This is a genomic window from Heliorestis acidaminivorans (genome assembly GCF_008933955.1).
In the GTDB taxonomy this organism is placed as follows: Bacteria; Bacillota; Desulfitobacteriia; order Heliobacteriales; family Heliobacteriaceae; genus Heliorestis; species Heliorestis acidaminivorans.
This window is the reverse complement of sequence record NZ_WBXO01000018.1, coordinates 1-10,854: the sequence shown is the minus strand read 5'-3', so window position 1 is coordinate 10,854 and position 10,854 is coordinate 1. Positions and strand designations below refer to the sequence as shown.

Genomic DNA, 10,854 nt, shown 5'->3' with positions numbered 1-10,854 from the left:
TACTTAATCGACTCCGTTCGACTTGCATGTGTTAGGCATGCCGCCAGCGTTCGTCCTGAGCCAGGATCAAACTCTCCAAAAATATGGATGACAGGATGTCATTCAGTTAACCGCGGCCATGGATGGCCGTTGGCGGTTAACATCCTTTTTACTCTACTGCGCCATGGATGGCAATAGCGGTTAACATCCTTTATATCCTTATATTCCGGAGCTTTGACAAGCTCTAAATAGACTTTAATGATAACTGTTACTTCCCTCAGTTCTACATTGTCTGTTACGACAACGCAGGAGGCTAATTCAAGCAATAGTTTCAGAATTGATTGGTGTCTCTGCCTTTCGGCTTCGACGTTTCGCACGCTTGACTTTTTTTACAACTGTTTGATTTTCAAGGACCAGTTTGTTTCTCAATCATTTTCCTCAAGCTTAATTACTTGATTGAATGTACTTGATTGTCGAAAAAAAGCTTGATTGCTTTTTCTTTTCTTTGTTCCCGCCGTTTGTTGGGCGGAAGTACATATTATCATTTTTCCTATCTGCTGTCTACTGTTTCTTTTTGGTAAAAACCGTAGTCAGAAATATTAAGAAAAGAAGATAAAGGAGAATGGTGCGGTCGAGAGGACTTGAACCTCCACGGTTGCCCGCTGGAACCTAAATCCAGTGCGTCTGCCAATTCCGCCACGACCGCATATATGAGACGTGAGATATAGAATAACAACTTAATAGCATCTTGTCAAATGAAAAACTTTCCATATTTATAATTACCCCTTGATAAAGAAGAAGGCAAGCTTGTCTCTAAATCTAATTAGGGTTTAGGATGAAGAAAAGACTTGTTGGGAGATGCTATTATAGACATAAAAAGGATTTTGTTTTTGGAGGATTTATGACTGAGCTCACCATAATTTACGGTAAGGAACCTAAAAAAATGGTTCGAACTTTGTTGGAACTGCTTCAACCAGAGAAAGCTCTTCCTCTTGATTCACGCATTGCCTTAAAGCCTAATCTGGTATTAGCTAAACCTGCTACTTCTGGTGCTACCACTTCTCCAGAGATTGCGGCCGCACTGATTGAGCACTTTCAAGAAAGAGGCTATAAGAACCTTGTAATCATGGAAAGCTCTTGGGTCGGTGATAATACGAAGCGAGCTTTCCAGATCTGTGGTTATGAAGAACTGTCCAAACGTTACGATATTCCTCTTATCGATCTCAAAGATGATCGAACGATTAAAGTCACATATGAAGATATGAATTTATTGCTCTGTAAACAGGCCACAGAAGTGGATTACTTAATTAATTTGCCCGTACTGAAAGCCCATTGTCAAACTCGTTTAACCTGTTCTTTGAAAAATCTGAAAGGCTGTATTCCAGACAAAGAAAAAAGACGCTATCATTCTTTAGGCTTACATAGGCCTATAGCTTATCTTAATCAAGTTCTGCGAACCGATCTAATTATTGTTGATGGTATAATGGGAGATCTTACTTTTGAAGAAGGCGGCAACCCTGTGGAGATGGGTCGTATCATTGCAGGCTTTGATCCTGTTCTTGTTGATTCCTACGTAGCTTCCTTAATAGGCTATGAAGTATCTGACATTGAATACCTTCAGATAAGTCATCAGCTAGGAAGAGGCAACTTATATGGAACTGAAACTTCTCTTGTTGAACTAGATCAAGAAAAAAAGCCAGGCCGAACTTTGCGGCCTAGTTATCGTGTAGCACAGTTAGCTCAATACATTGAAGAAAATCAATCCTGCTCTCCTTGTTATGGTAGTTTAATCCATGCACTCGATCGTTTAGAAGAAAAAGGCGAGCTCGACCATCTTGATCTACCGCTTTGTATCGGACGCGGTTATCATGGTCAAAAAGAAAAGGGCAAGGCAATCGGCATCGGCAACTGTACGGTCCAAATGGATCAACATTTACCTGGTTGCCCTCCTAGTGCTCGTGATATTGTGCAGTTTTTACGTCAGCTTAAAAAATAAAGTAGTCCTTAAAGTCATACTATATCCTTAACTTCCTACTAGGCCTTATTTTTTCACAGCAAAAAAGAAAAAATAAAGCAAACCAAAATTGAAGTAGGAAAGGAAATAGCATGAAAAAAGAAGAAAAAACAGTAGCCCGTTGGCTATTAGAACAGCTTCACGCTTATGGTGTACGCACGATCTATGGTGTTCCTGGTGATGGCATTATCTATTTACTCGATGAGTTAGCGCGATTTGAAGGTATTAGCTTTTTTCCTACGCGCCACGAGGAATCAGCCGCTTTTATGGCTGTAGCTCATGCTAAGCTAACGGGAGAAATTGGTGTTTGTACGGCTACCGCTGGACCCGGTGCAGGACACTTAATCAATGGCTTGGCCGATGGAGCGGCTGACAATGTGCCTGTCCTAGCTATTACAGGACAAGTAGAGTCCTTCTATATCGGTACTTGGCATAAACAATATATTGATATGGTAGGTTTGCTAAATCCTGTTGCAGAGTACAGCGCTCAGCTTACTGCTCCTGAAGCTATTTTGCCTATGACAGTTTATGGTGTTAGAACGGCTATGGCACGCCAGGGTGTTAGTCACATAGCTATCCCTAAAGATCTTTTTCCAGCTCCTTGCAAAGGAACTCTTCGTTCACCTGAGCCCTATCTTCTTACTCCTAGCAAAAGTGATGAAGTAGTAATTGATGGTCTTTTACCTCTTTTACAACAAGCAAAGAAACCAGTAATTTTAGCTGGTCAAGGGACTATTGGTTATGGTGATCTGTTAAGACGCTTTGCAGAACATTATGAAGCTCCCGTGATTCATACTTTACCGGCTACTGGTGTAATCCCTCATCAACACCCTCTTGTCTTAGGAGCACTAGGTAAAGCAGGACGCGAAAGCTCTGCTGAAATTCTTTTTCAAGCTGACTTATGTATCAAAATCGGTGCAACTTGGTGGCCTAGTGGCTATGTACCTTCTAAAATTCCTGTTGTTCAAATTGATCGCCGTGCCGATAATTTAGGAGGGGCTACAGCCCTTACTTATGCTGTAGCTGGTGATGGAGAAAAAGTTTTAACAAAACTCCTATCGCGTTTACCACAGCAAGTCCGTCAGGACTGGAGAAAAAGCATAGAGGCCGCTAAAATAGCTTGGTTAAGTCGTTATAGAAGTTGTCTTAACGAAGCTTCACCTAATGAGCTTAATATATGTAACAGTAATCTTGACAGGAGCAGTAGTAATACTAATACTTCACCTATAATGCCACAGCGAATCATGGAAATCTTATCTGAAAAAATTGATCCTCAGGCCATTATTTCTGTTGATGTAGGCGATCATACTCTCTGGTTTGCTCGAAGTTTTTTTGCTAAGGAACAAAGAGTTCTTCTGTCTGGTAAATGGCGCTCTATGGGTTCGGCCCTACCTTATGCCATAGCGGCAAAAAACTTACTGCCACAAAAGCAAGTTGTCGCTTTAGTCGGCGACGGCGGCTTCTTGATGAGTCTTGGTGAAATGGTAACAGCACGACAAGAAAATTTACCGATTAAAGTTATCCTTTTTCGAAATAAAACACTGGCTACAGAAGAAAATCGTATGAAAGTCGGTTCTTTAATTCCGCTCGGTAATTCCTTCGAACCGCCTAATTTTGACGAAATGGCTCGTGCTTGTGGTTGGCAAGCATATCGCATCGATAGTGAACAAGCTCTCCAACAAGCGCTTCCAGAAGCTTTATCTTCTCCTGAGCCAACTTTGCTAGATGTGGCTACCAATAATCCTATACCACCGGGTACGAAAGTATAAAAAAAGATTAACCCCTCTAATCTGTCCCTTTTCGGTACAGTTTAGAGGGGTTTTTTGTAAACTCCTGCAACCATCTTATACAAGAAAAAAATGCTATGATGAATAACTATTTTTCCTCATACCTTTAATCAACCACTGCCTTAATAACCCTTGAATAAACAGAAGGCGAGGAAGATAATCGTGAGAGTTATTGTTCGTAGAGGAGATAGCCTATGGTACTATAGTCTGCTTTTTGATGTACCTTTTCCCTTAGTTGTTGATTCTAATCGCGGAATTGATCCCAATCGCTTGTTTGTCGGTCAAGAAATTAATGTGCCTGGTTTTATTGCTGTGCCTTATACTATAGCGCCTGGTGATACTTTTTGGCGTATTGCCCAGAGAACAGGCATTGCTTTGGATGCTCTTTATCTACTGAACCTTTTTACTAGACCTGACGCTTTACAGGTTGGTCAATCTATCAGTCTACCACAGCGGGTCACTACACCGATTGTGGTCGGACAAAGAAATTACGACTACAGAGCTATGATGGAAGACCTGCAAAGATTAAAAAATGTTTATCCTTTTATTGTAAATGAAACTATTGGTCGCTCCGTTATGGGAAAAGTTATTCCAGAGATACGTGTTGGTGTTGGTGAGACAAGAGTTCACTTCAATGGTTCTTTTCATGCTCAGGAATGGATAACTACGCCTATTTTAATGCAAACGCTTAATGAGTACTTACTTGCTTTAACAAATCGAAGACCGATTCGTGGTCGTGTAATGGCCCCTTTTTATGAAAATGTCATGCTCTCGATCGTTCCCATGGTCAATCCCGATGGTGTAGATCTTGTAATTCGTGGTGCACCGCCGGAAGAACCGTACCGTTCTTTTGTCTTGTCAGTTAATCAAGGTCGTACAGATTTCTCTAATTGGCGTGCTAATATTCGAGGTGTCGATCTAAACAATCAATACCCTGCTTTGTGGCAAAGAGAAGCGGTTCGAAAGCCACAAGCACCAGCACCTACTGACTTTCCAGGTACAGCCCCTTTGACAGAACCCGAATCAATAGCCATGGCTCAACTAGCTGAACGACGAGATTTCGATCGAGTCTTAGCTTACCACACGCAAGGAAAAGTAATTTATTGGGGCTTTCAAGGCTTAGAGCCGCCAGAATCAGAGTTGCTGGTTAACGAGTTTTTTCGTGTCAGTGGCTATGTACCGATTCGTTATGTTGACAGTTATGCTGGTTATAAAGATTGGTTTATTCAGCAATGGAGACGCCCAGGCTTTACAGTAGAGTTAGGCAGAGGAGTTAATCCTTTACCGCTTACTCAGTTTAATGAGATTTATGAGGAAAGCTTAGGAATCTTTTTAGCTAACTTGTATATGCGATAATAGAGCAAGAATCTTTAAAAACTAATATGATGTGGTTTCTATCTAATCAAAGTTCCCCAAAAGTAAGCAAAGCTTACGCCGACTATAAAGTAAATAGCAACAAAAAGCCAATTCCAACGAATTGTTACATCCCATACTTTTGCATCAACATAGTTAGAAAGTGCAATTGTAACGCCTGCAAAAGGTGAAATGATGTAGGAGAGAGAACCCCCTAAGGCCAAACAAAGCGCTAAGGTCACGTCTGAGATGGGTAAATGTAAAGCAATCAGAATTTTGCCGAACATGACAATGGTGATAAAAGGATGAATACCTACTAGTGAGGCTACAATCATTAAGAAAGGTATCAGAAAGATAGCAAAGATACCAAGACTGTTAATATAGATTTGTAACAAAGATTGGAGCTCGGTGATAAGCCCACTATGTTCAAGAGCACCAGAGAAAAGTCCCATAGCTACCAGAAAAGGACCTAGATCAACTGTTTTTAGAGCTCCATGATCCCAATATTGCTTTAACGTTCTGGTTAAAGCAGGGTTTCTAAAGTGAAGGATAGTCCAAAGGAATGTAACCAGTGCTACAGCCATGACAACTCGATTCGAGGAAGTACCAATTGCTAATTGGTCGAACAAGAAAATTAGTAGTCCTAAGCATATTAGTACAAAGACTAGAAAAAATGATTTTTTTTGAGCTTCTGAAGGGCTTACCTTTTGCTGATTATCCTCTACGGCAAGGGAATAATTTTGTGAGGATAGTTGTACTTTTCGTTCAAGGAGATAAGATATGAAAATACCCAAGATCCCTAAAAGAAAGCCAGGCAATACTATATCAGACCAGTAGACTCCTGTAGCTTGCATAACTAAGAATAGATTGATCGCACCAGGTGCCCACAAGGCGGCAAGTCCGTAACCTCTTACTGTTGCAGTGGCAACAAATCTTTGGTAATTAGATACACAGTTTTTTAAGGTATCTCCTAAGATAGCAATCATTACAGGAATAGAGCCGAACATCAAGAGACTAGTCAAAAACTGCGTCCCTGCTGTGGTGATGAGAAAAAGGCCTCTTTCCCCTTGTGAAGATTTGGTGATCCAGTAACGTACAACTCTATCATATTGACCTACAGCTATGGGAATGGCGAATAACTGCATTATAGCAACAATGGCAACAACGTTAGTTAAAGCATTAATAGAGGAAATCCAGACTTCAAAAGGTTGACCATAAAAGAGCAACAGTCCTACTCCTAAGATCAGGAAAACAAAAGTAATAATACGAAAGCCCTGTCCCATCAAGACAATGCCTGTCCCTAGGACTAGGAGTGTCGTTATAAATAAAAGAATTGTAAAATCTACAGGAACGAATGGTTTAATTAGATGTATTCCAGCTAATAGAAAAAGCGCAATTTTGCATATTGTTTTCATTCCTGATAGTCCTTTCCTGATGAAAGATTGAACAATCACGACTCCAATCCTTCTATGCAGAGAAAATGCATATTGCGCAATTATAACATGAGTTTAGTTTATTTGTTTATGCTCAGAAATATCCAAATTATCAATCCATTATAGGCTACTCTATTATAGGCAAAATAATGATTATGAAAAGTTTGCCCTTTCTAGGCTCTTACTAGACTTATATTGTTGTGTGCTATAATAATTAAATCTACTCTAGACAGTTAATTTTTCCAAATGTTGTTCAATGTTATTATAGGAGGGCTTCTCCTGTCTGATGCTATTGTAAAATTGCAAGAAACACCTATTAGGAAGCTTTTTTTCGCTTATCTTATCCCTTCTGTGTTAGGGATGTTATTAATGTCTATCAATATTGTTCTTGATGGGATCTTTGTTAGTCACGGTGTAGGTCCTCATGGTCTTGCCGGAGTTAACGTTGCATTTCCCGCTTTTTCAATCTTTTTTTCTATATCTCTATGGATTGGCATTGGCGGAGCAACTCTCTATTCTATTGCCTTAGGACAGAAAGAATTGCAGAAGGCTAGAATAGTTTTTTCCCATGCTTTTGCTCTGGCTATTTCTATTATTGGTTTATTGTTGTTCGCTAGCTTGTGGCAGATCGAAAAATTGGCCTGGTTTTTTGGTGCTAACGAGGTTATCTTGCCTTATGTAGTTGATTACTTATCTATTTTGCTGATGTTTGGTATTGTTTATGTTCTTGAAAATATCTTAAGTCTTTTTGTGCGTAATGATGGCAATCCTAATCTTGCTACAGGTGCTATAGTTATAACTTCTCTTTTTAATATATTTTTCAACTATCTTTTTATTTTACAGTTTGGTTGGGGCGTTAAAGGTGCCGCCTATGCTACCATTCTTAGCACATTTCTAGGCTTTCTAATTTTGTTAAGCCATTTTTTTCGGAAAGGTAGCCATTTAAAGTTAGTTCCTTTTAACTTTTCTCACTCTATTGGGAAAGATATATTTACTATCGGTTTCCCCAGTTTTGTCTCCGAAATTTCATTAGCAATCATTATGATTGGTTATAACATCACATTTATGAAGGTTCTCGGCGAAATCGGCGTAGCCGCTTATGCTATTGTAAATTACATTCACTTTTTTATTCTTTTATTATTTATTGGTATTGGTATTGCATTACAACCTATTGCTAGTTTTCATTACGGTGCAGGTCTTACTGAGCGCTTACAAAAGAGCTTGCGTTTTGCTTTGCAAACTGCTCTGTTAATGGGTCTTTTGGCTCTGTCTGTTGGATGGTTTTTTGCTGACCTTTTGGTGTCTTTGTTCAGTGTACCTACAGAAGAGCTTTACTCTCATACTATACATGGTATTTCCCTGTTCTTTTTAGGTTATATATTTTTAGGCTATAACCTTATCTATGCTTATTTTTATCAGTCTACTGGCAAGATCAGATTATCTATTTTGATTACCTTAAGCCGTGGTTTGGTACTTGTTTTGCTATTTTTATGGCTATTGCCTTACTTTTTTGGCCTTAATGGAATCTGGCTTGCTTTTCCTATTGCCGAAGCAATTACAGCATCTATAATCTTTCTTCTTCGCCTCTTCAACGGTTCAAAAGAAATAAATAAGTCTAGTACTTCTTAAATTCATAGTAAGCATTTATATATAAAAACATTTTTATATGTAAAAAGGAGCTTTGCTGTGGCAACAGCCTCACTTTCTTGGAAAGAAGTAATTAAAGCGGCTTACCTCGCCTCTTACCTACTTTAACGACGAAAGAGAAAAAACTGCCCCAATTTTGGAGCAGTTTCTTAAAGTATATTCCCTATTCAGTTATCAGTGGCCTTATCTTTCCCCGTATATTGACTTCTACGGGGCGCTTGGCCTCATCCCTCACTGTTATCGATGTTTTGGCGATTCCAAAAGTCATTACATGCTTCAATCATGGCTTGACCTTCTGGTGTGTCCATTTTTGCTTGCATTCTTTCTTGCATTTTGCCGTGCATTGGTCCCATCATATTTGACATCCAGCTACTTTTTTCACCTGTCATACCGTTCATCATATTGCTCATCATACAAGTTCTATCGCTAGTAGTTTCTTGGACTGTTGTTGTTTCTGCGTTAGCCGCAGAAAGTTGAAAAACGCCTGCACCTACTGCAATGCCGATAATTCCAACTGCTATAAGCTTCTTCATTACTATCGCCTCCTTAACCCATGAGCTAGATCCTAGATCTGACTCTAACGATGATTCTTAAGAACCTTGTTCATGTATAAATAGTAATAAAAAAATGTGTTGATTTAATGAAGATTTATGGTCAACAGTAATTTAATAAAAAAGTCTATGATCTCTTTCTAGGGGATCATAGACTTTTTTTGTCAAAAAATTTTGTTTGCTAAAAGCATATGTAAATTCTTGGACTATTGGTAAAGAAAATAGCCTTTTTTCTTGATATAAGCACTTTGAAGATGCTATATTTTTTGTTATCATTTTCACTATCAAGAGAGGGGAGCTTTTTTATGAGTGATACAAGTGCTAATAGAAGAATATGGGAGATAGATTTACTAAGAGGAATTGCCATAATTCTAATGGTCTTGTTTCATTTGCTTTATAATTTAAAAGAGTTTTACGGCTTTAATATCGATTACCAGAGTGGTATTATTTTCTTTATTGGAAAAGCATCTGCATTATTATTTATAATACTTACAGGTATAAGTTGTTCTTTTAGCAAGAATAACTTCCAACGAGGTTTGAAAATACTCTTCTATGCCTTTTTGATTACATTTGTAACATATCTATTTGATTCTGAGCGCTTTATCACATTTGGTATTTTGCATTTTTTAGCTATTAGCATTTTTTTGTACATATTTGTTAAGAATCTAGATATCTTCTCTTTATTTATAATAGGCTCATTGGTCATTCTAATTGGCTATATGGTTGGACAAGTTTCTATTTCTCATAATTATTTTCTTATGTTTGGTTTGACGTCCTCTAGTTATATGTCCTTTGATTATTATCCTTTGCTACCTTATTTTGGTGTTTTTCTTTATGGTGTGGCCTTGAAAAAAATACTTTACCCTTCTTATGAAAGTGTGCTTCCAATTGTTTGGAATATTAAGCCACTTGGTTACTTGGGTAGAAAATCACTATATATCTACCTAATTCATCAACCTATCTTATTAGTATTTTTAAGCTTGATGGAGCAAGTGAATTTATTATAAGTAAGCAAAATAAAAACCTTCCACAAAGTGGAAGGTTTAATCACTAATGGAGCCAGCGACAGGACTTGAACCCGCAACCTACTGATTACAAGTCAGTTGCTCTACCAGTTGAGCTACGCTGGCATTACTATAAAATTTTATGGTGGGCGATGACAGGATCGAACTGCCGACCCCCTGCTTGTAAGGCAGGTGCTCTCCCAGCTGAGCTAATCGCCCAAAATTAAGTGGTGACCCGTAGGGGATTCGAACCCCTGTTACCGCCGTGAAAGGGCGGTGTCTTAGACCACTTGACCAACGGGCCATGTAATGGTGATCCATGCTGGACTCGAACCAGCGACACCCTGATTAAAAGTCAGGTGCTCTACCAACTGAGCTAATGGATCTTATTATTAGCTTTATAGATAAAAGTGGAGGCGGCACCCAGATTCGAACTGGGGGATAAAGGTTTTGCAGACCTCTGCCTTACCACTTGGCTATGCCGCCATATTAACGAAGTTTTGATGGGGTGGCTGATGGGACTTGAACCCACGAGTGCCGGAGCCACAATCCGGTGCGTTAACCACTTCGCCACAGCCACCACATTATGGAGCGGGTGATGGGAATCGAACCCACGTAGCTAGCTTGGAAGGCTAGAGCTTTACCATTAAGCTACACCCGCATTTGTTATTAATATTGATGCTAAGTGAGAACACTACACTAGAAGCAATAAATAGGATATGAAATGGTCGGGGTGACACGACTTGAACGTGCGGCCTCCTGCTCCCAAGGCAGGCGCTCCACCAAACTGAGCTACACCCCGATATATATCTTGTTCTTGTAATGGCGGAGAGAGAGGGATTCGAACCCTCGAGACGGTTTTGCCGCCTACACGATTTCCAATCGTGCGCCTTCGACCAACTCGGCCATCTCTCCAGAGAGATTGGTTGCGGGGACAGGACTTGAACCTGTGGCCTTCGGGTTATGAGCCCGACGAGCTACCAACTGCTCCACCCCGCGTCATTATGGCTCCTCGAGTAGGACTCGAACCTACAACCTACCGGTTAACAGCCGGTTGCTCTACCGATTGAGCTATCGAGGAATATT

The 10,854-nt window shown here is 39.7% G+C and carries 8 protein-coding genes, 12 tRNA genes, 1 rRNA gene and 1 pseudogene; 6 read left to right on the top strand and 16 right to left on the bottom strand.

Annotated elements, in window-relative coordinates; translation table 11 throughout:
* From F9B85_RS14675 to F9B85_RS13735, 3 genes are all read right to left on the bottom strand, one after another.
* Nucleotides 1-82, bottom strand: a 16S ribosomal RNA gene (locus F9B85_RS14675); the annotation flags it as partial.
* A gap of 16 nt (nucleotides 83-98) precedes the next feature.
* Nucleotides 99-356, bottom strand: coding sequence for a hypothetical protein (locus F9B85_RS13740; RefSeq protein WP_151621787.1), 258 nt, complete (start codon nucleotides 354-356; stop codon nucleotides 99-101).
* A gap of 246 nt (nucleotides 357-602) precedes the next feature.
* Nucleotides 603-685, bottom strand: a tRNA-Leu gene (locus F9B85_RS13735).
* A 195-nt stretch (nucleotides 686-880) separates the two neighbouring features.
* Here F9B85_RS13735 and F9B85_RS13730 point away from each other — a divergent pair.
* The 3 genes from F9B85_RS13730 (at nucleotide 881) to F9B85_RS13720 (ending at nucleotide 5,136) form a co-directional block, all read left to right on the top strand.
* Nucleotides 881-1,975: a DUF362 domain-containing protein gene (locus F9B85_RS13730; protein WP_151621786.1), complete on the top strand. Its 1,095-nt coding sequence runs from the start codon at nucleotides 881-883 to the stop codon at nucleotides 1,973-1,975.
* 110 nt (nucleotides 1,976-2,085) lie between these two features.
* Entirely contained in the window at nucleotides 2,086-3,762 is a 1,677-nt protein-coding gene (locus tag F9B85_RS13725; RefSeq protein ID WP_151621785.1) for a thiamine pyrophosphate-binding protein, read from the top strand.
* A gap of 180 nt (nucleotides 3,763-3,942) precedes the next feature.
* Entirely contained in the window at nucleotides 3,943-5,136 is a 1,194-nt protein-coding gene (locus F9B85_RS13720) for a M14 family metallopeptidase (protein WP_151621784.1), read from the top strand.
* 38 nt (nucleotides 5,137-5,174) lie between these two features.
* On the opposite strand, the gene F9B85_RS13715 is transcribed toward F9B85_RS13720, so the two are convergent.
* Complete coding sequence (locus F9B85_RS13715) at nucleotides 5,175-6,548, bottom strand: hypothetical protein (RefSeq protein ID WP_151621783.1); 1,374 nt, start codon at nucleotides 6,546-6,548, stop codon at nucleotides 5,175-5,177.
* A gap of 264 nt (nucleotides 6,549-6,812) precedes the next feature.
* Here F9B85_RS13715 and F9B85_RS13710 point away from each other — a divergent pair, with 264 nt between their 5' ends.
* Nucleotides 6,813-8,195: an MATE family efflux transporter gene (locus tag F9B85_RS13710; RefSeq protein ID WP_151621782.1), complete on the top strand. Its 1,383-nt coding sequence runs from the start codon at nucleotides 6,813-6,815 to the stop codon at nucleotides 8,193-8,195.
* A 143-nt stretch (nucleotides 8,196-8,338) separates the two neighbouring features.
* Nucleotides 8,339-8,413 (top strand): annotated as a pseudogene (locus F9B85_RS15080) (hypothetical protein); the annotation flags it as partial.
* Nucleotides 8,414-8,437: 24 nt separating this feature from the next.
* Here the strand turns inward: F9B85_RS15080 and F9B85_RS14850 are convergent.
* Nucleotides 8,438-8,746 carry a hypothetical protein gene (locus F9B85_RS14850; protein ID WP_243138241.1) on the bottom strand — a complete coding sequence of 103 codons (309 nt, stop codon included), beginning with the start codon at nucleotides 8,744-8,746 and terminating at the stop codon, nucleotides 8,438-8,440.
* 323 nt (nucleotides 8,747-9,069) lie between these two features.
* Between F9B85_RS14850 and F9B85_RS13700 the strand changes: the two genes are divergently transcribed.
* A complete protein-coding gene (locus F9B85_RS13700) occupies nucleotides 9,070-9,771 on the top strand; it encodes a heparan-alpha-glucosaminide N-acetyltransferase (RefSeq protein WP_151621781.1) in 702 nt (233 codons plus the stop codon).
* A 47-nt stretch (nucleotides 9,772-9,818) separates the two neighbouring features.
* On the opposite strand, the gene F9B85_RS13695 is transcribed toward F9B85_RS13700, so the two are convergent.
* The 11 genes from F9B85_RS13695 to F9B85_RS13645 all read right to left on the bottom strand — a co-directional run bounded on the left by F9B85_RS13695 (nucleotide 9,819) and on the right by F9B85_RS13645 (nucleotide 10,849).
* A tRNA-Thr gene (locus F9B85_RS13695) sits at nucleotides 9,819-9,894 on the bottom strand.
* Between the two features lie 17 nt (nucleotides 9,895-9,911).
* Nucleotides 9,912-9,987, bottom strand: a tRNA-Val gene (locus F9B85_RS13690).
* Between the two features lie 9 nt (nucleotides 9,988-9,996).
* Nucleotides 9,997-10,072 (bottom strand) — tRNA-Glu (locus tag F9B85_RS13685).
* A 6-nt stretch (nucleotides 10,073-10,078) separates the two neighbouring features.
* Nucleotides 10,079-10,154, bottom strand: a tRNA-Lys gene (locus F9B85_RS13680).
* A 25-nt stretch (nucleotides 10,155-10,179) separates the two neighbouring features.
* Nucleotides 10,180-10,254, bottom strand: a tRNA-Cys gene (locus F9B85_RS13675).
* Nucleotides 10,255-10,272: 18 nt separating this feature from the next.
* A tRNA-His gene (locus F9B85_RS13670) sits at nucleotides 10,273-10,348 on the bottom strand.
* A 7-nt stretch (nucleotides 10,349-10,355) separates the two neighbouring features.
* Nucleotides 10,356-10,429, bottom strand: a tRNA-Gly gene (locus F9B85_RS13665).
* A gap of 64 nt (nucleotides 10,430-10,493) precedes the next feature.
* Nucleotides 10,494-10,570: transfer RNA gene (locus F9B85_RS13660), tRNA-Pro, on the bottom strand.
* Nucleotides 10,571-10,591: 21 nt separating this feature from the next.
* Nucleotides 10,592-10,683: transfer RNA gene (locus tag F9B85_RS13655), tRNA-Ser, on the bottom strand.
* An 8-nt stretch (nucleotides 10,684-10,691) separates the two neighbouring features.
* Nucleotides 10,692-10,767: transfer RNA gene (locus tag F9B85_RS13650), tRNA-Met, on the bottom strand.
* A 6-nt stretch (nucleotides 10,768-10,773) separates the two neighbouring features.
* Nucleotides 10,774-10,849, bottom strand: a tRNA-Asn gene (locus tag F9B85_RS13645).
* Nucleotides 10,850-10,854: the final 5 nt, after the last annotated feature.

Coding starts and splice junctions, on each gene's coding strand:
- F9B85_RS13730 (WP_151621786.1), top strand. CDS start 881: ATGACTGAGCTCACCATAATTTACGGTAAGGAACCTAAAAAAATGGTT.
- F9B85_RS13725 (WP_151621785.1), top strand. CDS start 2,086: ATGAAAAAAGAAGAAAAAACAGTAGCCCGTTGGCTATTAGAACAGCTT.
- F9B85_RS13715 (WP_151621783.1), bottom strand. CDS start 6,548: ATGAAAACAATATGCAAAATTGCGCTTTTTCTATTAGCTGGAATACAT.
- F9B85_RS13710 (WP_151621782.1), top strand. CDS start 6,813: ATGTTGTTCAATGTTATTATAGGAGGGCTTCTCCTGTCTGATGCTATT.
- F9B85_RS14850 (WP_243138241.1), bottom strand. CDS start 8,746: ATGAAGAAGCTTATAGCAGTTGGAATTATCGGCATTGCAGTAGGTGCA.
- F9B85_RS13700 (WP_151621781.1), top strand. CDS start 9,070: ATGAGTGATACAAGTGCTAATAGAAGAATATGGGAGATAGATTTACTA.